We start from the raw sequence: 19,399 nt of genomic DNA, 5'->3' as shown, positions 1-19,399 counted from the left end.
GAGTGTACCATTAATGAGGCAATCTGTCTGAGGATGAATATTAGTGAAGAATATCTCTCAGATGCACCTCTCATTATTAATACACTCCTTACTAACATTCTTGACCTCAGTATACAGGACACCATGAACAATGAGCGTTAGATTTCAGCCCCCTGCTGAGTTCGCTTCTCAGTCATATCAATTACTCCCATTCAGATTTAGCCTACTGGGTGACGGAAACTATTTCCTTTCGACGGATTATGGCGAATGGACGTGTATTAGTCCTACGCAACTGACTGCACTCATCGGTAAGGAAAAGATTGAAGATGAAACGCTTTGGTATGAACTGAAAGCCAAACACATGGTCAGTGACAGGATTGACGATAACCAGATCACCTTTCTCTCCTCACGGTACATAACAAAGAAATCATTTCTGGAAAACTTTTCCCAGCTCCATATCTTTGTTCTAACCGTTCGTTGCAACAACTCCTGCGTGTATTGTCAGGCCTCACGTAAGAGCTGTCAGTCCGATCCATCACGTTATGATATGAGCCCAGAGGTCCTTGAAAAGAGTATTGATTTATTCTTATCTATGCCTTCGGACAAGCTGACGCTTGAATTCCAGGGTGGAGAATCCACGTTGAATATGGACCTCATCCGTCAGGCCGTTGCCCAAGTAAATAGTAAAAATACCGTGAAAGAGATTCAATTTGTGGTTTGCACGAATCTGTGCGAATTGAAAGATGACGATCTCGACTTTTTGCTGGAACACAATTTTTCAATCAGCACATCGCTCGATGGCCCTCAGATGCTGCATGATGCTAACCGTAAATACGCAAAATCAGGTGCATGGTGTGCACTCGTTTCAACGCTTAAAAAACTCAAACAACGCGATGCCTTTGACAGAGTTAGCGCACTGATGACAACAACCCGGCAGAGCCTTGGTATGCCTGATGAGATCATCAATGAGTACGTAAACCAGGGATTTCGCAGTATTTTCATTCGCGAACTTAATCCTTATGGCTTTGCGCAGAAATACTTTCATAAAATTGGCTATACGATAGATCAATTTCTGGCATTTTATGAGAAGTGTCTCGATTACATTATTCGCCTTAATCACGATGGAATCGTATTTCGCGAATCCTATGCGGCGTTAATCATGAAAAAACTCATGACGCCTTGGGCAACGGGCTTTGTTGATCTTCAATCCCCCTGCGGCTCTGGTTTTGGCGTCACATTGTATAACTATGATGGCAATATCTACCCAAGCGATGAAAGCCGAATGATGGCAGAAACAGGCGATCCGCATTTTAAAATGGGTAATGTTTTCGAGAATAGCCCAGAAGAACTTTTTTTCGGCCCAGTTATGCAAGAACTCGCCTCCGCAGGAGTGAATGACTGCCTGCCTGTTTGTTCTGACTGTGCGTTTGCCCCCTACTGTGGTGCAGACCCTGTACGCCGCTATCAGGTAACAGGTTCGGTTTACGGGCATCCGGGTAAAGACGATTTCTGTTTAAAAAACAGAGGCATTATTTCGATGGTGATTAAAAGATTTGTTGAAGGCGATCGCGAGACTCGTCGTATTCTGATGCAGTGGGGAATGAAATGAATACACAATTAACTGAGGATACACTTTTTCTTTCTACTCAAGCAGAAAACATCTGGCATCTAAATACAGCGCTATTGGGTAAAGTTGCGATTGAATTAAATGAAATTGCAGCAGATAGCATTGTCTTTCTGTCCCCGGGAAACCCGCTACCTGAGTCAGCTTTGCGCCACGTACGCGCTGTTATTTGTACGCATGACAATCTGAATATTGAAACCCTCAGCGCACAAACAGAGATACCCATTATTGTGGTTTCAGAGAAGACGATATTCAGCCAAGGCGACGTCATTACCATCAGCGAGCGTGGGCGGATCCATCGCCTATTCCGTGCGAGCTCCCGTAACAACGCGCTCCTTGTGACTGAAGTGTGTAACAACCTTTGCGTAATGTGCCCGCAGCCGCCAAAACCTGAATCAGAGATCAATCATGGTGATAATGAGCAACGGATCCTAAAAACACTTGCTCTGATTGATGACAAGCACTTTCCGGAGACACTCTGCATCACGGGGGGCGAGCCGACAATGTTAAACGAAGGACTGCTTAATATTATTGAGGCTATTTCAGATAGGAATCAACAGACGTTAATACACTTACTGACGAATGGCCGCTACTTAAGTCAGGAGAGCTATACTGCACGTTTGGCACAGAAAGGTCACCACCAATTGCTCGCTGGGATCCCACTCTTTGGTCATGTTTCAGAGATACATGACTATGTTGTTCAGTGCGAAGGGGCATTTAATCAAACCATGGCCGGTTTGTTAAATTGCTACCGGTATGGGATCGATATTGAACTCCGTGTTGTACTCAACAAAATAACGGTTAAGTATTTGTCAGCACTGGCAGAATTTATCTCCCGAAATCTCTTTTTCGTTAAGCATATCGCACTTATGGGTATGGAGAACATGGGATATGCAAAACTTAACCGTGAAGCCGTATTTATCGACCCCTGGGAGTACAAGGATATGCTCTCCGACACAATCGAAATTTTTCAGCTATATGGGATTGATGTAAGAGTCTTTAATCTTCCTTTATGCATTGTTAATGAAGACACTCAAACCTATTGCAAGCAAAGCATAAGCGACTTCAAGAATAGCTGGAGCCCTGTTTGTAACTCATGTGTAAAACGCGATGCGTGCTGCGGCTTCTTTAGCTCATCGACAGATAAATTTTGGCTGTCCAACCATATTAGTCCTTTTGTTACCAATCCGGAGAAAAAACACCTGAGTTTTGGAGGATAAATTCATTTCAATCTGGTGTATTGTTTATTTAGTTCGTTCATATTCCTAAAGGACACCTGCACCATGCTCAAGATCCTCGGCAAAACCACCTCGATAAACGTTCGCAAAGTACTCTGGACCTGTGAAGAAGCCGGGCTGGACTATCAGCAGGAAGATTTCGGCATCGGTTTTGCCTCGACGGAAACGGAAGAATTTCGCGCCCTTAACCCAAACGCGATGGTGCCGGTGCTGATTGATGCGGAATTTGTATTGTGGGAATCCAACTCCATTTGTCGCTATCTGGCGCGCAAAGCCGGACGCGACGACTTGCTACCTTCTGAGCCAAAAGCCTGCGCGAATGTTGAACACTGGATGGACTGGCAAGCCACGGAATTCAACAACGCCTGGCGCTACGTCTTCCCGGCGCTGGCGCGCAAGAACCCGGACTATAACGACCCAGACCGCATAGTCGCAGGCATTAAAGAATGGAACCACTGCATTGGCATCCTTGAACAACAGCTCCAGCGCACAGGGGCGTGGGCGGCGGGCGATACCTTTACCCTTGCGGATATCGTGCTGGGATTGTCGGTAAACCGCTGGAAAATGACGCCGTTCGAGCACCCTTCTGTCCCGGCCATCGATGCCTGGTTTGCGCGCCTTAACCAGCGTCCGGCATTTTTACGCCACGGCAATAACGGAATGGTGTAAGGCTTATGCGCCGTCTTCTGATTGCCGCAAATCAGTCCGGAGACGGCCCACGCTCCAGGAAGGTGGAGAGCGCGATATAACTGCGCACGGAACGCACGCCGTCAACGCTCTGAATTTCCATCAGGAAGTTCTCCAGCGACTCGGTATCGGCAGCCCGCACCTTAATCAGTACGCAACCATCCCCGGCAACAGTATGCAGCTCTTCAACCTCTTTTCGGCTGGTGAACTGGAGCAGATCCCTGGTGGCTTTATACGTGCTGGTGTCGATAACCAGAAAGGTCAATAACGTCCTTCCGAGCTTGCAGCCATCCAGCACTGCAACCGTGTTTTTAATCACCCCGTCGCGTTTCAGGCGCTTCACGCGGTCGTGAACCGCCGGGGCTGAAAGATGCACAATTTCGCTCAACTCGACGTAACTCCGCCCGGCGTCTTCAGCCAACGCGCCTAATATTTTTCGGTCGATCGCATCAAGATCCGCCGGTTTGTGCTTCACCGGCTTAATGCCATCTTTTTCTTTATCAACGTCACCCATACAACCTCGATTGCAGAATAAAAATATGAATATACTTAATTTTACTTAATAACATTCATCCTGCAATCATTACCGGAGTTAACATGCCTGTCGCACTTTTCGCCCTCGCCATCGGCGCATTCGGCATCGGTCTTACCGAATTCGTTATCGCGGGGATCCTCCCACAAATCGCCGCTGAATTTGCTGTCAGCATTCCCGCTGCCGGGCAAATGGCCACCTCCTACGCGCTCGGTGTGTTTATCGGTGCGCCGCTGCTGACAATTGTGGGGTCACGTATTCCGCGTAAAACCATGCTGATGAGTCTGGCGCTGATATTCACGCTCGGCAACCTCATCACCGCACTCGCCCCGACGCTGGCGCTTGCCGTGACAGGCCGGATAATCACTTCCTTCAACCACGGTGCTTTTTTTGGTATCGGCTCGATTATTGCGGCTTCGCTGGTTGCACCAGGGCGTCAGGCCAGCGCTATTGCCTTTATGTTTTCCGGGCTGACGCTGGCAAATCTGGTGGGTGTCCCGGTGGGAACCTGGCTTGCTCAGACATTCAGCTGGCGTTTGGTTTTCTGGGTGATTGCCGGAATTGGTCTTGTCACCATTGCCAGCATTGCCCTGCTGGTGCCGCGCATTGAGAAAGCTAAGCCGATCGCCCTGAAAACGGAGCTGCGTGCGTTTGTTGATCCTCAGGTATTACTGGTGATGGGCATTACCGTATTCGGCCCGGCCGCTTTTTTCACCTCCATTACCTACATCGCGCCGATGATGGTCGAAGAAGCCGGTTTTTCTGCCGGTGGCGTCGCCTGGCTGATGGTCCTGTTTGGCCTTGGGCTGGCAGTCGGAAACTGGATCGGTGGACGCTTTGCAGACCGTTCGCTGTTTGGCACCCTTTTCGTCACCCTCGCCGCACAGGGAATTGTCCTGCTGGTGTTCTGGGCCGGCGTCGATAACCAGATTGTCGCGGCAGGCTCCGTATTCCTGATGGCGGCCTTCGGTTTTGCGACAGTGTCACCGATTCAGAAACTGGTGATGGATCGCGCAAGCCATGCCGGTGCACCCACAATGGCGGCATCCGTCAATATCGGCATGTTCAACCTGGGGAATGCGCTGGGTGCCTGGGCGGGCGGTGCCGCCATCGCGGCCGGTTTTGGCCTGGCATCACCCAACTGGGCTGGCGCTATCCTGTCGGTTATTGCACTCGGGCTTGCGCTGATTGCGTGGCAGAGTGCGCGCAAAGAATATGTTTTACAGGTGAATGCGGAATAACCACCACTCGTTTTTAAAGCAACTGCCCCAGCAAACGTTGCATATTGTCGTCACAGGAAATCTCGTCAGGCCGGTTAACAATACTGCCGACCAGGCTCAGCAACGCTTGTTTGTTCTCCTCGAGCTGTTTTTGCATCGTCTCAATTTCCGCAATACGTGTGTTCAGGGACTGGATCAGTCCCTCATGATCCCACTGTTTTTGCGGTTGTGGCAGAAAGCGGCGAATTTGCTCAAGCGAAAAACCGGTGCGCTGCGCGTTGTCGATAATCTTCAGCAGATTTGCCGCTTGCGCAGAATAGGTGCGATACCCGTTGCCTTGTCGCGAGGGCCTGGGAAGCAGGCCTTCCGCTTCGTAAAAACGAATTCGCGATGGTGTAATTCCCGTGATTTTTGCCAGCTCGCCAATTTTCATTTCCTCTGCCCTTACCTGTTGACCTTAAAGTTAACTTTAAACTTATACTTTTTGCACGGTCAACTGACGATCGCAAAATGAGTCTTCACTGAGGAGCTGAAATGCAAACCATTCTGGGCGCCAGCGGGCAAATTGCCCGCGAACTGGCCCGCGAGTTAAAGCGCGATTACACCGATGACCTGCGACTGGTCAGCCGCCATCCGCAGAAAGTTAACGACAGCGATGAGACGTTCGCCGCCGATCTGCTCGATGCGCAGCAAACCCGGAACGCGGTGAAAGGCAGTGATACGGTCTATTTTGCCGCCGGTTTGCCGCCCGACTCCGCCCTGTGGGAGCGACAGTTCCCGGCCATGCTGAAAAATGTCCTTGAAGCCACCCGAATGGCCGGGGCCAAATTCGTCTATTTTGACAATACCTATATGTACCCCCAGAGCAACGCACCGCAAACCGAAGAGACATGCTTTGCCCCGCGCGGGCGAAAAGGAAAAGTGCGGGCAGAGATGGCAGACAGAGTGCTTGATGAGATGAAACGTGCAGAGATCCCCGTTCTTATCGGACGTGCGCCCGAGTTTTACGGGCCCGGAAAGACGCAAAGCCTCACCAATGCGCTGATCCTCGACAAACTCAAAAGCGGCAAACAGCCGCGCGTTCCGGTACGTGACTATAAACTCCGCACGCTCATCTGGACACCTGACGCCAGCCGCGCGCTGGCCGTGCTGGGCAATACGCCCGACGCCTACGGTCAGAGCTGGCATTTGCCCTGCTGCGATGACCGTCTTACCTACCAGCAATTTGTCACGCTCGCCTGTGACATCTTCGGCCAGCAGGCGGATTACAGCGTCATCAGTAAACTGGCGTTTACTGTGGCAGGAGTCGTTTCGAAGGGTGCCCGTGAAATACGCGAACTGCTGCCGAGGTATGAGTTTGATAACCTGTTTGAGTCAGCAAAATTTAAACAGCGCTTCCCCGATTTCGCCGTCACCACCTACCGTGAAGGGCTGGAGAAAATCAGGCAGGAATGGAACAAGTCCGGCACGTTGTAAGGTAAACCGCGTCGCCCGCATACCGGGCTCGCGGCCCAATATGTGACATTGTCACATTCAATTTTCGTCTTTAGGACTATTCTGCCTCTCCCATAGCCAGCCCTTACCTCATCTGGCCTGACACAAGGTTTACTCATTAATCATAGGGTTACTGATTTCCCCTCTTCGCTGGAACCCTTCCCGGTCACTTGCTATAGCTCATCTACCCCTGCCAAAACATGGCATAACAACAGGCAACCTGTGGTTGCTATAACGCATGAGCACAGGGAGACACACCGCAATGCACGCGTCATTACTAAAACGTTCTCTGCTTTTTATCGCCGCCATTATCGCTGTCCTTGCTCTTCTGATCTGGGGCATTGGGCTTGAGACAATCAAAGCGCGCCAGGTTGATTTGCTCTACCTCGGGCAGCAGCACCTGATACTGGTTTTCTCGTCGATGTTCTTCGCTCTGCTGATTGGCATCCCAGGCGGGATCTTGCTGAGTCGCCCCGCAGCACGCGGGATAGCAGAATACGTGATGCAAATCTTTAACGTGGGCAATACCCTGCCGCCGCTGGCCGTTCTGGCACTGGCGATGGTGGTGATCGGCATTGGCGATAAACCTGCCGTTATCGCGCTGTTCCTGGCGTCTCTGCTGCCGATTGTGCGAAACACCTACGCCGGATTGTGCTCGGTTCCAGCGTCCTTGCTGGAAGCCGCGAACGGCATCGGAATGACGCGGCGGCAACGTCTGCTTCAGATCGAAATCCCCAACGCCTGGTCGGTGATGCTCTCCGGTATTCGCATTGCCACAGCGATCAACGTAGGTACGGCACCATTGGCCTTCCTGATTGGTGCCAGCAGCTACGGTGAGCTGATTTTTCCCGGCATCTACCTTAACGATTTCCCGACGCTGATTTTAGGCGCAGCGGCCACCGCCCTGTTCGCCCTTATCCTCGATACCCTGCTGGCTGCGCTGGGTCGCGTGATGAGTCCGCATCTCGCTCGATAACAATAACAAGGAGCTTTTATGAGATTACTTTCCGGCCTCACGGCGCTCTGTGCTGCGGCGCTTTTTTCCAGCCAGACGCTCGCCGCGCCACTGATTCTGGCGACCAAGAGCTTTACCGAACAGCATATTCTCTCGGCTATGACCGTACAGTACCTGCAAAAGAAGGGCTTTCAGGTGCAGCCGCAAACCAATATCGCAACGGTGATTTCCCGTAACGCGATGATCAATAAGCAGATTGATATGACCTGGGAGTACACAGGTACGTCCCTCATCATCTTTAACCACATCAACAAACGCATGTCGCCGCAGGAATCTTACGAGACGGTAAAACGCCTGGACGCGAAGCACGGTCTGGTCTGGCTCAAACCCGCGAATATGAACAACACCTATGCCTTTGCCATGCAGCGTAAGCGCGCCGAGGCCGAGCACATCAATACCCTGTCGGAGTTAGCGGCCAAGATTGAGCAGATCCGAAAAACCGACCCGGACAACAACTGGCTGCTGGGTTTAGACCTGGAATTTGCCGGGCGCAGCGACGGGATGAAGCCCCTACAGGCAGCGTACAACATGGCGCTGGATCGCCCGCAAATCCGTCAGATGGATCCGGGGCTGGTTTATAACGCCGTGCGCGATGGCTTTGTCGATGCCGGGCTGATTTACACCACCGACGGGCGCGTGAAGGGTTTTGACCTCAAGGTACAGGAAGACGATAAAGGCTTCTTCCCGAGCTACGCGGTGACCCCTGTGGTGCGCAAAGACACGCTGGCGGCCAATCCCGGGCTGGAAGAGGCGCTGGATACCCTTTCGGGCCAGCTCAACAACGACGTTATCACCGAACTGAATAAAAAAGTGGATATCGATCATCAGTCACCGCAGCAGGTCGCCCGTGATTTCCTGCGTAGCAAACAGATGCTGTAGGAGGCGCTATGGATACCGTTCATTACATCCTTGATAACTGGAGCTACCTGTTAACCCTGACGCTACAGCACCTGTGGCTGGTGGCGCTCGCCGTTGGCTTAGCCATCATCACCGGCGTGCCGCTGGGTATTTTGATTGTCCGCCATAAATGGCTGGCCACGCCCGTACTCGGTGTTGCCACTCTTGTGCTGACGATTCCTTCTATTGCCCTGTTCGGCCTGATGATCCCGCTCTTTTCGCTGATCGGTCAGGGTATTGGTGCCCTGCCCGCTATTACGGCGGTGTTCCTCTACTCGTTACTGCCGATTGTGCGCAACACCCATACCGCGCTCGACAGCCTGCCGCCGGGCTTGCGGGAAGCAGGACGCGGCATCGGTATGACCTTCTGGCAGCGCCTGCGTTGGGTCGAAATTCCAATGGCGCTGCCGGTGATTTTCGGCGGGATCCGCACCGCCGTGGTGATGAATATTGGGGTCATGGCGATTGCCGCCGTCATCGGCGCGGGCGGGCTGGGCCTGCTGTTGCTTAACGGCATTGGCGGCAGCGATATCCGAATGTTGATTGCGGGCGCACTGATGATTTGTCTTTTAGCGATTGTGCTCGACTGGCTGCTGCATCGCCTCCAGGTCGTGCTGACTCCAAAGGGGATTCGATAATGATAAAACTGGAAAATCTCAGCAAACACTTTTCACAGAAAGAAGGGCTGACCGTGAAGGCTGTCGACAACGTCAACCTGAATGTCCCCGAAGGGGAAATGTGCGTCCTGCTTGGCCCTTCCGGGTGCGGGAAAACCACAACCCTGAAGATGATTAACCGCCTGATAACCCCCAGCAGCGGGACGATCCTCATCAACGGCGAAGACACCAGCACCATGGATACCGTCACCCTGCGCCGCAACATTGGTTACGTCATCCAGCAAATCGGTCTGTTCCCGAATATGACCATTGAAGAGAACATTACCGTGGTGCCGCGCATGTTGGGCTGGGACAAAACCCGCTGTAAAACCCGCGCGCAAGAGCTGATGGACATGGTGGCGATGGATCCGCATAAGTTCCTGAACCGCTATCCCCGTGAGATGTCCGGCGGGCAACAGCAGCGTATCGGGGTGATCCGCGCTCTGGCGGCAGATCCGCCAGTGTTGCTGATGGATGAACCTTTCGGCGCCGTCGACCCGATTAACCGTGAGGTGATCCAGAATCAGTTCCTGGAGATGCAGCGTAAGCTGAAAAAGACGGTAATGCTGGTGAGCCACGATATCGATGAAGCGCTAAAACTTGGCGACCGGATCGCCGTCTTCCGTCAGGGGCGGATAGTTCAGTGCGCCAGCCCGGACGAGCTGCTGGCGAAACCGGCGAATGAGTTTGTCGGCTCGTTTGTCGGGCAGGACAGAACCCTGAAGCGCCTGCTGCTGGTTTCTGCCGGTGATGTGACCGATCAGCAGCCTACCATCACGGCGCGTGAAGCGACGCCACTGCCAGAAGCCTTTGCCACAATGGATGACAACGATATCCGCGCCATTACCGTGGTGGATGACCAGGGTAAACCGCTGGGCTTTGTGAAGCGCCGTGAAGCGCGGAACACCAGCGGAACGTGCCGCGATATCTTGCACCCGTTCCGCATGACGGGCAAAGCCGAAGATAACCTGCGCGTGGTGTTGTCTCGTCTGTACGAGAGCAACGCCAGCTGGATGCCGATTGTCGATGAAGATGGGCGCTATAACGGAGAAATTTCTCAGGATTACATTGCAGAGTACCTGAGCTCAGGGCGCACACGTCGGGCGCTGAATATTTCTAGCGAGAGCTGATACCAGGCCGGGCAATGCCCGGCCTTTTTTCGCACGCATACCTTTTGCTAACCTCGCGATTTCCCATCACAATATTGTATCTTTCCCGTTTACGCGTGCCCCATGCAACGTCTTCATACTTACCCCGACATTCGCGCCATGTTTCGCCGGTTCCTGATTGCCACTCTTACAGGCGTGCTGGCCGCGTTGGCTGTTGCTGTTTTTCGCCACGCGATGTTTCTGCTTGAATGGCTGTTTCTGGCTAACCAGAGCGGCAGCCTGGTGAATGCTGCGGGCGCACTTTCCCCCTTGAGACGGGCACTCACGCCGGCACTGGGTGGGCTGGCGGCGGGGTTATTGCTGTGGGGATGGCAACGGCTGACCGCACAACGCCCTCAGGCGCCCACCGATTACATGGAAGCCCTCGAAACGGGCGACGGGCAGTTCGACTACGGTGCCAGCCTTGTTAAATCGCTGGCATCTTTGCTGGTGGTATCCAGCGGCAGCGCCATTGGCCGTGAAGGCGCGATGATCCTGCTTGCGGCGCTCGCCGCATCGTTTTTTGCCCAACGCTTCACCCCGAAATCAGAATGGAAATTGTGGATTGCCTGCGGTGCCGCGGCCGGGATGGCCAGCGCCTACCATGCGCCGCTGGCCGGAAGCCTGTTCATCGCGGAGATTTTGTTTGGCACGCTGATGCTGGCCTCACTTGGTCCGGTGGTGATTGCGGCCGTTGTGGCATTGCTCACCACGCGTCTGCTCAGCCCGGGTGCCAGTACGCTCTATGAGGTGCATCTTAGCGACACGCTGACCGCCGTTGATTATGCGCTCATGCTGGGGATGGGACTGCTGGCGGGCGTGTGTGGCCCGTTGCTGATGTGGCTGATGAACGCCAGCCACGCTCTTTTTCTGCGGCTCAAGCTCTCGCCGCCGTTCCAGCTTGCGCTTGGCGGCCTGATTGTCGGGCTGTTGTCGCTACTGACGCCAAAAGTCTGGGGCAATGGTTACAGCGTGGTACAGGCATTTCTGCTCTCCCCGCCGTTGCTGGCGGTAATTGCCGGGGTCTTTATCTGCAAATTGCTGGCGGTGCTGGCAAGCAGCGGTTCGGGCGCGCCGGGCGGGGTGTTCACCCCGACACTGTTCGTCGGTATGGCGACAGGAATGCTGTTTGCGCAGATCTTCGCGCTATGGTTTCCCGGTTCAGAAACCGCGATTTTGCTGGGGCTGGCGGGAATGGCAACGCTGCTGGCGGCCACCACACATGCACCGATTATGTCGGCACTGATGGTCTGTGAAATGACCGGACAGTATTCGCTGCTGCCCGGTTTACTGGTTGCCTGTGTGATTGCCTCGGTGCTGTCGAGAACGTTACGCCACGACTCTATCTACGGACAACATCCTACCGAGCGCGGAGAGATTGATATACTGCGATAGCTCGCGCTGTTCGGCACGGGGCAGATAAGGCAACTCGCCAACTAATGGCGCAGGCAGTTTTTTGCTCAGCACATCGATAATTTCAGCGTAATGCGCCAACCCCGGATTGATGCGGTTTGCTACCCACCCCATCAATGGCAGGCCGTCATTGGCAATCGCCTGTGCTGTCAACAATGCATGGTTGATGCACCCTTCCTGAATGCCCACCACCATAATGACCGGCAGTTGTTCCTGAACAACCCATTCTGACAGCGGGCGCAAATCGTTCATCAGGCTGCGCCAGCCGCCCGTCCCCTCGACAACAACGTGGTCAACCTTTTCACTCAGGTTTGCCAGGCCGTCTGACAAAAGGGTGTAATTGATAAGGCCGCTGTGCGCCACGCTGCTCTCATCTTCGCTTAACGCGATAGGATTTACGGCGTGATACGGCAATTCCAGCGTTGAGACACTTTGCAGGACCAGCGCATCTTTATTACGCAGTCCTTCAGGCGTCTCTTTACTGCCTTTTGCGACCGGTTTGTACCCTGCTACATGTTTACCGTTTGCCGCCAGGGCTTGCAGCAAAGCACGGGACACAACGGTCTTGCCGACAGAGGTATCAGTACCCGTTACAAAGAAACGCTTAAGCATGACTCATCCCACCTCTTGGTGATGCCTCGAAAATATAAACCAGGTAAATAATTCAGTGAGGGAAGTCTAAGGGATGCATACGCTACCCGGCTTGAGATAGCGCAATTTTTCTTACATCTGTGGAAATGAGTTAGCCCTGGAGCAAACGAATCAGTAACGAACCGTTGTACATGGCGTCTTTTACCAGCGCCGCACCGGCCATGGTTCCCTGGTTCGAGAACTGGGTGCTTTCGACCACGATATTCTTACTGTATGCAGGGAGTGACTGCTGGCGAATGCAATCTGAAATAGCCGGGAACAGGATGTCCGCCGCCTGGCTGAGCGGTGAGCCAATCAATATCTTTTGCGGGTTAAACAAATTCACCATGATGGCGAGAATGCGGCCGACGTTATTGCCCACACCGGTGATGATATCTTTTGCCAGCAGATCGCCCTGCCTCGCCGCCGCACACAGGGCATCAACCGTTAACGGCTGGCCATGCAACGTAGAACTCATCGACTGGCTCAGTCGCACCTGCGCGAGTTCCATCACGCTTTCAACGCTGGCGATGGTTTCCAGGCATCCGTGGTTACCGCAGTAGCAGCGCTTACCATAGGGATCGACCTGAGTATGGCCAATTTCCACCAGGCTGCTGCTACCGGCATGAAGCAGACGACCATCAGTGATGACTCCGGCTCCCACGTTATGATCGATAACCACCTGAATAACGTCGCGTGCGCCGCGGGATGCGCCAAACAGCGCCTCTGCCATCGTCCAGGCACTGATATCGTGCTGAATATAGACCGGCACGCCGGTATGGTTTTTCAGCACTTCGCCAAGCGGCATCTCTTTGACGCCATCGTAAAACGGCATCCGATGCACAATCCCGTTTTCCGTGTCGATGATACCCGGCATGGTGATGGCAATCGCCGTTAAGCGCTCAAGACGCTGCTGATGGCGAATAAAGAACTGGTCAATATGCGTGAGGATCGCGTCCAGAAGTGACTGTTCTGTATCAAGCGGCAGCTCCAGGCGGTCTTCAACCACCAGTTTGCTGCTCAGATCGCGCAGGGCGAGGAAAATTTCGCCACGGCTGATACGCAGCGACAGGTAGTGCCACGCCTCGGTTTCCACCACCAGCCCCACCGCAGGGCGGCCACGGCTGCCCGGCTCCTGAATTTCGGTCTCCTGAACCAGATGTGCTTCCAGCATTTCACGAACAATTTTGGTAATACTGGCAGGTGCCAGTTGTGCCAGGCGCGAAAGATCGATACGCGAAACCGGACCAAGCTGATCAATCAGGCGATAAACCGCGCCAGCGTTGGTCTGCTTAATCTGATCAATGTGCCCTGGCTGACTATCAGCAACCACCTCGTACTCCCTTATTTTCGAGCTTCGAAATAAACTGTGGGCTATGGTGAAGCACTTCAATGGTGCTCGTCAAATATTTACTTAGCCATGTGATTTACTGCACATTTTTTCCCGCTTTCCTTAAACATTTCGCCCCCGCGAAGCCGTCATCAGCTGCGTTTTGAAACGCTGTGCCGCATGACTGAGTTCCCGGTGTTTTGACCATACCAGCCACATCTCAGAAATGGCATCGTCCTCCTCAATGGCCACCCAGCGCATTTCCCGCAACTGTACCCGCTTAAACGAAGCTGGAAGGATAGAAACGCCAAGCCCGGCGGCTACCAGGCCGATAATGGTCATCGCCTCGCCCACTTCTTGCGTAATTGTCGGGGTAAGACCGTAACGACGCATCAGCCCCAGAATGTCGTCATATAACCCGGTTCCTACCTGCGGGTCGAAAAAGACGAACGGCTCTTTAGCCAGTTCAGCCAGTGATACCGTGGCGCGCGAGGCCAGCGGGTGATCATGCGGGATCATCGCCATCAGCGGCTCACGCAGGATAACCTGCCATTCAAGCGAGTCCGGCAGCTGGGTGTTTCGCATCAGGCCCAGGTCAAGCGAGCCTTCATTCAGCGGGGCGATTTGTTCGCGGGTGTTGATTTCACGGGTCTGAATATGGACATCCGGGAAATGACGGCGAAACGACGAAAGCGTGGCCGATACCGCGCTGATAAAGGGGGCGGATGAGGTAAAACCAATGCGCAGTTCACCGGCCTCCCCCAGGTAGAGTCGCTCTGCCCTGGCGGCAGCGTCATCGACCATGCTCAGGATCTGGCGGCTATCGACAAGAAACTGTTTCCCCGCTGCCGTCAGGCTCACACTGCGGTTAGTCCGTGCCAGTAAGCGCGCCCCAATTTGCTGCTCCAGGATCTGAATTTGCTGGCTTAACGGTGGCTGGGAGATATTCAGACGGGCAGCAGCGCGACCAAAATGCAGCTCTTCTGCCACGGCAATAAAGTAGCGCAGGTGACGCAGTTCGATATTCATATTTTTAAAGTATCATTTGAGATTATTAATATATTAGACAGAATATTTACATTTTCCTACCCTGATCACGTGGTCATACCCGTCACCAGCCAATCACGGGGATGTTTAAGCAAGGAAACTGTGTGAGTCGTACAACAACCATTGATATCGCGCCGGCAAGCGATATCGATGATTTACCCCCAGCATCACAGCCGGTTCAGTTCATTAAACGTGGTACTCCTCAATTTATGCGCGTCACGCTGGCGCTCTTCTCAGCAGGCCTGGCAACCTTTGCCCTGCTGTATTGCGTTCAGCCTATTCTGCCGGTCTTGTCCCATGAATTTGGCGTATCCCCTGCCAGCAGCAGTATTTCGCTCTCAATTTCCACCGGGATGCTGGCTATCGGTTTGCTGTTTACCGGGCCACTTTCAGATGCCATTGGCCGCAAGCAGGTTATGGTAACGGCATTAATGCTGGCCTCCGTCTGTACGCTGCTTTCAACCATGATGACCAGCTGGCACGGCATCCTGGTGATGCGTGCCCTGATTGGTTTATCGCTTAGCGGGGTCGCTGCGGTCGGGATGACCTACCTCAGCGAAGAGATCCACCCCAGTTTTGTGGCCTTCTCGATGGGGCTGTATATCAGTGGTAACTCGATCGGTGGAATGAGCGGACGCTTGCTGAGCGGGGTGTTTACGGACTTCTTTAACTGGCGTATTGCGCTGGCGGTCATTGGCTGCTTTGCCCTGGCCTCTGCGCTGATGTTCTGGAAAATTCTGCCTGAATCACGCCATTTCCGCCCGACGTCCCTGCGTCCGAAAACGCTGTTTATCAACTTCCGTCTGCACTGGCGCGATAAAGGGCTGCCGCGGCTGTTCCTGACCGGCTTTCTGTTGATGGGTTCGTTCGTGACCTTGTTCAACTATATTGGTTATCGGCTGATGCTCTCTCCGTGGCATCTTAGCCAGGCGGTGGTCGGCCTGCTCTCTGTCGCCTATCTCACCGGCACCTGGAGCTCACCCAAAGCCGGGGCGATGACCGCGCGCTTTGGACGTGGCCCGGTTATGCTGGTCTCAACAGGCGTGATGCTGCTCGGTCTGCTGATGACGCTGTTCTCCTCGCTGTGGATGATTTTCGCCGGGATGCTGCTCTTCTCCGCAGGCTTCTTCGCCGCACACTCGGTCGCCAGCAGCTGGATTGGCCCACGCGCGCGCCGCGCCAAAGGCCAGGCCTCATCGCTGTACTTGTTCAGCTATTATCTGGGATCCAGTATCGCCGGGACGCTCGGCGGTGTGTTCTGGCATAACTACGGCTGGAACGGTGTGGGCGGGTTTATTGCGCTGATGCTGTGTATGGCGCTGCTGGTGGGGAGTAGCCTTCACCGGCGTTTGAAATAATGTTCCTCAATGACCCCGTATAACCGATTATGCGGGGTTTATCTTTTCCAGATTAATTTTACTTAATTCAACGTTAAGTATAATCAACGCATTATAGCTATTTCGTACATATACCCGTCATATCCTCTTTCCCTAAGCTTGTCTTCTTTATGGCATAAAGAGGGATTTTGACATGGCTATTCCAGGCAATATGTGGTTGTACGATGATGGCGGCACGCTTATCAAAGGCGGTTGTGATGTGCAGCACAGAGAATACAGCATTGAGTTCAAAGGGTTTCATCATAATCTTTCGACGCCAACCGATAACCTGACAGGTCAACCTACTGGTAAACGTATCCACTCTCCGATGATGATCGTAAAGGAATTCGATTACTCATCACCCTATCTCTATAAAGCCGTCGCCACTGGTCAGGCTCTGCAAAAAGCCGAACTCAAGTTCTATAAGATTAATGACGCTGGTCTGGAAGCGGAATACTTCAATATTCTTCTTGAAGGCGTGCGGATAGTTTCTGTATCACCTGCCATGGCCGCTCCGGGCGACAACAATAACAATCACCTCGAAACTGTTGAATTGCGCTATGAGAAAATTACGTGGAAGCATAACGACGGCAATATTATTTTCTCTGACGCATGGAATGAACGGGCGACGGCTTAACTGGGGTATTGGTATGGATACGACCGAAGAGATTAACGGAACCTACTTCTACAGAGGCCATTCAAACGTCACTCCGGGTGAGTTACTCGAGATCATTTTTCTGGAGGAGTTCTGCCTGGAATTAGGGATAGATGCCGTTTCAGGTGCGGCAATTTTGGGTGGGCAACCATGGCTAGGTACCCGAACTAAGCCAGGGACAGCCATTAAAGGAACAAGCGTAATTTCAAAGTACGCACGAATGATTTTGAAGGATGTTAAAACCCCATTCGGAATTCGAGTAAAAACGCCGGTGGGAGTCAGGATGAGAACAACAACCAGTCTTGCCGCTGTTATTGCCCGCTATTGTCCCTGGTTGGGTTGGGGATCATTAGTTACCTCCCTTTACAGGATTTCGACGCGCACTCAGGAGAAATATAACCTGATTGCACGACCTAAAGACCGTATACAGTGGACCTCATTCTAATGTTAACTGACGAAATTACCTCTAAAGTTCTTGATATGTTCAACGATGAAATTTCACGTGAACTTGACGATGACTGGAATGAGATATTGCTGGAACTCGATTCTGATTTATTCGGCTCTCCAGGTGATGACTTTCATGATGCATTAAACCGGTACGAGAAAGAGTTTAATGTGGATTTGTCTGGTGTGAATTGGTCTCGTTATTTCCCCTGGCAGAATACACCTTTATTAAAGCGCTGGTTCAAGTTAAAGCGTGAAGAAGTAGAAGCAAACCGCATCCCGTTGACCGTAAGAATGTTTGCAGAGTCCGCAAAAGCAGGCAAATGGCTCTACGACTGAACTGACGAGGGGCTTCACGCCCCTCGTATCAAAAATGCATTAATCCTCTGAAAATCACGTTAAACTCCCAAAACACATCCAGCCGAACGAGAACAATAACTATGCAAAAAAATGTTGCTTATCAGGAACTCACCCGCACCTTCCAGCGTCTCTCCCGCTTCTCGCATCTCTCCTCCATCGCCAGTTGGGATATGTTCACCATGATGCCGCCAGGCGGCAGCGCTGCCCGGGGTGAAGCCCTGGCTGAGATGAGCGTCTTGCAGCACCAGATCCTGACGGACAAGAAAGTGGGCGACTGGCTGGCCGCAGCGCAAAGCGAAGATCTGAATGACGTGGAACAGGCAAACCTGCGTGAAATGACGCGCCACTATCAGCAGGCGTCACTGCTGCCGGAAACGCTTGTGGAAGCGAAGTCTCTGGCGGGCAGTAAATGTGAGCACGCCTGGCGTTCGCAGCGTCCGGCAAATGACTGGCAGGGTTTTTCTGCAAACCTGAAGGAAGTGGTCAGGCTGAGCCGGGAAGAAGCCCGCCTGCGTGCAGAGGCGAAAGGTTGCTCACCTTACGATGCCCTGCTGGATATTTTTGAGCCGGACATGACCAGCGCCCGCCTGGATGTGCTGTTTGCTGATATGAAATCCTGGCTGCCAGACCTGCTGGCGAAGGTAGTGGAAAAACAGTCCCAACAGTCGTTTGTCCCACCGCAAGGCCCCTTCGCGACCGCCGATCAGCGGGAGCTGGGTCTGGAAGCCATGAAAATGCTCGGCTTCGATTTTAACGCCGGTCGTCTGGACGTTAGCGCTCACCCGTTCTGCGGCGGCGTGCCAGAGGATGTGCGTATCACCACGCGTTATGATGAAGATGAACTGCTGAGCGCGCTGTTTGGCGTGGTTCACGAAACCGGTCATGCCCGCTACGAGCAAAACCTGCCGCGTGCCTGGGCGGGTCAACCCATCGCACAGGCGCGATCCACGGCAATCCACGAATCACAGAGTCTGTTCTTTGAAATGCAGCTTGGTCGCAGTAACGCATTCCTGAAACATCTGCTTCCTGCCGTACATGCCCGTTTCGGTAGCCAGGCCGCCTTTAGCGAAGAGAACTTTATTGCCTGGAACCAGCGCGTGAAGCCTGGCTACATTCGTGTCGATGCCGATGAAGTGAGTTATCCGGCGCATGTTGTGCTGCGCTATGAAATTGAACGCGCACTGATTAATGGTGAGATCGAAGTCGATGATATCCCGGCTCTGTGGGATGAGAAAATGCAGGCCTGGCTTGGGTTGTCCACCAAAGACAACTACCGCAATGGCTGTATGCAGGACATCCACTGGACCGACGGCGGCTTTGGTTACTTCCCGTCTTACACCCTCGGTGCCATGTACGCCGCACAGCTCTTCCACGCGGCGAAAACCGCACTGCCCGGGCTTCAGGCGTCTGTTGCAGACGGTGATTTCTCTGCCCTGTTTGACTGGCTGCGCCAGAATATCTGGCAGCATGGCAGCCGCTTTAGCACCTCGCAGTTAATTACCCAGGCGACCGGGGAAGATCTGAATATCCGTTATTTCCGTGAACACCTGACCGCGCGTTACCTGTAATGCATTCTGCCGGAGTTCGCTCCGGCCACCCCCCCTAATTTACGCACTAAGAATATGATTTTGTGCATATCCTGACGCTTGCGCTT

The 19,399-nt window shown here is 53.1% G+C and carries 20 protein-coding genes; 15 read left to right on the top strand and 5 right to left on the bottom strand.

Going from position 1 to position 19,399, the window contains the following annotated elements:
- The first annotated feature begins 130 nt into the window (after positions 1-130).
- The 3 genes from hxsB to HV107_RS22105 all read left to right on the top strand — a co-directional run bounded on the left by hxsB (position 131) and on the right by HV107_RS22105 (position 3,510).
- Positions 131-1,588, top strand: a complete 1,458-nt coding sequence (hxsB, locus tag HV107_RS22115; protein ID WP_182060853.1) for a His-Xaa-Ser system radical SAM maturase HxsB — start codon at positions 131-133, stop codon at positions 1,586-1,588.
- Positions 1,585-2,823, top strand: a complete 1,239-nt coding sequence (hxsC, locus tag HV107_RS22110) for a His-Xaa-Ser system radical SAM maturase HxsC (protein WP_182060852.1) — start codon at positions 1,585-1,587, stop codon at positions 2,821-2,823. The genes hxsB and hxsC overlap by 4 nt, the downstream gene beginning before the upstream one ends.
- 63 nt (positions 2,824-2,886) lie before the next feature.
- The gene (locus HV107_RS22105; RefSeq protein ID WP_182060851.1) at positions 2,887-3,510 is read left to right on the top strand and encodes a glutathione S-transferase family protein; all 624 of its coding nucleotides are present in this window, start codon (positions 2,887-2,889) and stop codon (positions 3,508-3,510) included.
- A 31-nt stretch (positions 3,511-3,541) separates the two neighbouring features.
- On the opposite strand, the gene HV107_RS22100 is transcribed toward HV107_RS22105, so the two are convergent.
- Entirely contained in the window at positions 3,542-4,042 is a 501-nt protein-coding gene (locus HV107_RS22100; protein ID WP_182060850.1) for an Lrp/AsnC family transcriptional regulator, read from the bottom strand.
- Positions 4,043-4,125: 83 nt separating this feature from the next.
- On the opposite strand from HV107_RS22100, the gene HV107_RS22095 reads away from it, so the two are divergent.
- Positions 4,126-5,301: an MFS transporter gene (locus HV107_RS22095; RefSeq protein WP_182060849.1), complete on the top strand. Its 1,176-nt coding sequence runs from the start codon at positions 4,126-4,128 to the stop codon at positions 5,299-5,301.
- A gap of 13 nt (positions 5,302-5,314) precedes the next feature.
- Here HV107_RS22095 and HV107_RS22090 read toward each other — a convergent pair whose 3' ends face one another.
- Positions 5,315-5,713 (bottom strand): MerR family transcriptional regulator, encoded by a 399-nt coding sequence (locus HV107_RS22090; RefSeq protein WP_182060848.1) that lies wholly within the window; start codon positions 5,711-5,713, stop codon positions 5,315-5,317.
- 101 nt (positions 5,714-5,814) lie between these two features.
- Here HV107_RS22090 and HV107_RS22085 point away from each other — a divergent pair, with 101 nt between their 5' ends.
- The 6 genes from HV107_RS22085 (at position 5,815) to clcB (ending at position 11,885) form a co-directional block, all read left to right on the top strand.
- Complete coding sequence (locus tag HV107_RS22085) at positions 5,815-6,756, top strand: NAD-dependent epimerase/dehydratase family protein (protein WP_182060847.1); 942 nt, start codon at positions 5,815-5,817, stop codon at positions 6,754-6,756.
- Positions 6,757-7,036: 280 nt separating this feature from the next.
- Entirely contained in the window at positions 7,037-7,750 is a 714-nt protein-coding gene (gene osmY, locus HV107_RS22080) for an osmoprotectant ABC transporter permease OsmY (RefSeq protein WP_182060846.1), read from the top strand.
- 18 nt (positions 7,751-7,768) lie between these two features.
- On the top strand, positions 7,769-8,668 hold the full coding sequence (gene osmX, locus HV107_RS22075) for an osmoprotectant ABC transporter substrate-binding protein OsmX (protein ID WP_182060845.1): 900 nt from the start codon (positions 7,769-7,771) through the stop codon (positions 8,666-8,668).
- A gap of 8 nt (positions 8,669-8,676) precedes the next feature.
- A complete protein-coding gene (gene osmW, locus HV107_RS22070) occupies positions 8,677-9,324 on the top strand; it encodes an osmoprotectant ABC transporter permease OsmW (RefSeq protein ID WP_182060844.1) in 648 nt (215 codons plus the stop codon).
- A complete protein-coding gene (osmV, locus tag HV107_RS22065) occupies positions 9,324-10,472 on the top strand; it encodes an osmoprotectant ABC transporter ATP-binding protein OsmV (RefSeq protein ID WP_182060843.1) in 1,149 nt (382 codons plus the stop codon). Before osmW ends, osmV begins: the two co-directional genes overlap by 1 nt.
- Before the next feature lie 102 nt (positions 10,473-10,574).
- A complete protein-coding gene (clcB, locus tag HV107_RS22060) occupies positions 10,575-11,885 on the top strand; it encodes a voltage-gated ClC-type chloride channel ClcB (RefSeq protein WP_182060842.1) in 1,311 nt (436 codons plus the stop codon).
- Here the strand turns inward: clcB and bioD are convergent.
- The 3 genes from bioD to HV107_RS22045 form a co-directional block, all read right to left on the bottom strand.
- Positions 11,820-12,515 (bottom strand): dethiobiotin synthase, encoded by a 696-nt coding sequence (bioD, locus tag HV107_RS22055; RefSeq protein ID WP_182060841.1) that lies wholly within the window; start codon positions 12,513-12,515, stop codon positions 11,820-11,822. The genes clcB and bioD overlap by 66 nt on opposite strands.
- A gap of 130 nt (positions 12,516-12,645) precedes the next feature.
- On the bottom strand, positions 12,646-13,866 hold the full coding sequence (gene mlc, locus HV107_RS22050; protein WP_182060840.1) for a sugar metabolism global transcriptional regulator Mlc: 1,221 nt from the start codon (positions 13,864-13,866) through the stop codon (positions 12,646-12,648).
- 120 nt (positions 13,867-13,986) lie between these two features.
- Positions 13,987-14,892, bottom strand: a complete 906-nt coding sequence (locus HV107_RS22045) for a LysR family transcriptional regulator (RefSeq protein ID WP_182060839.1) — start codon at positions 14,890-14,892, stop codon at positions 13,987-13,989.
- A 122-nt stretch (positions 14,893-15,014) separates the two neighbouring features.
- On the opposite strand from HV107_RS22045, the gene HV107_RS22040 reads away from it, so the two are divergent.
- The 5 genes from HV107_RS22040 (at position 15,015) to HV107_RS22020 (ending at position 19,313) form a co-directional block, all read left to right on the top strand.
- Positions 15,015-16,268: an MFS transporter gene (locus HV107_RS22040; protein ID WP_182060838.1), complete on the top strand. Its 1,254-nt coding sequence runs from the start codon at positions 15,015-15,017 to the stop codon at positions 16,266-16,268.
- 172 nt (positions 16,269-16,440) lie between these two features.
- Positions 16,441-16,923 (top strand): type VI secretion system tube protein TssD, encoded by a 483-nt coding sequence (locus HV107_RS22035; protein ID WP_182060837.1) that lies wholly within the window; start codon positions 16,441-16,443, stop codon positions 16,921-16,923.
- 13 nt (positions 16,924-16,936) lie between these two features.
- Complete coding sequence (locus HV107_RS22030) at positions 16,937-17,386, top strand: STM2901 family protein (protein ID WP_182060836.1); 450 nt, start codon at positions 16,937-16,939, stop codon at positions 17,384-17,386.
- On the top strand, positions 17,386-17,724 hold the full coding sequence (locus HV107_RS22025; protein WP_182060835.1) for a DUF1493 family protein: 339 nt from the start codon (positions 17,386-17,388) through the stop codon (positions 17,722-17,724). The genes HV107_RS22030 and HV107_RS22025 overlap by 1 nt, the downstream gene beginning before the upstream one ends.
- A gap of 101 nt (positions 17,725-17,825) precedes the next feature.
- Complete coding sequence (locus HV107_RS22020; protein ID WP_182060834.1) at positions 17,826-19,313, top strand: carboxypeptidase M32; 1,488 nt, start codon at positions 17,826-17,828, stop codon at positions 19,311-19,313.
- Positions 19,314-19,399 lie beyond the last annotated feature (86 nt).

Origin of the sequence: Enterobacter sp. RHBSTW-00175 (assembly GCF_013927005.1) — a bacterium.
In the GTDB taxonomy this organism is placed as follows: Bacteria; Pseudomonadota; Gammaproteobacteria; order Enterobacterales; family Enterobacteriaceae; genus Enterobacter.
This window is presented reverse-complemented; position numbering and strand designations above follow the sequence as displayed.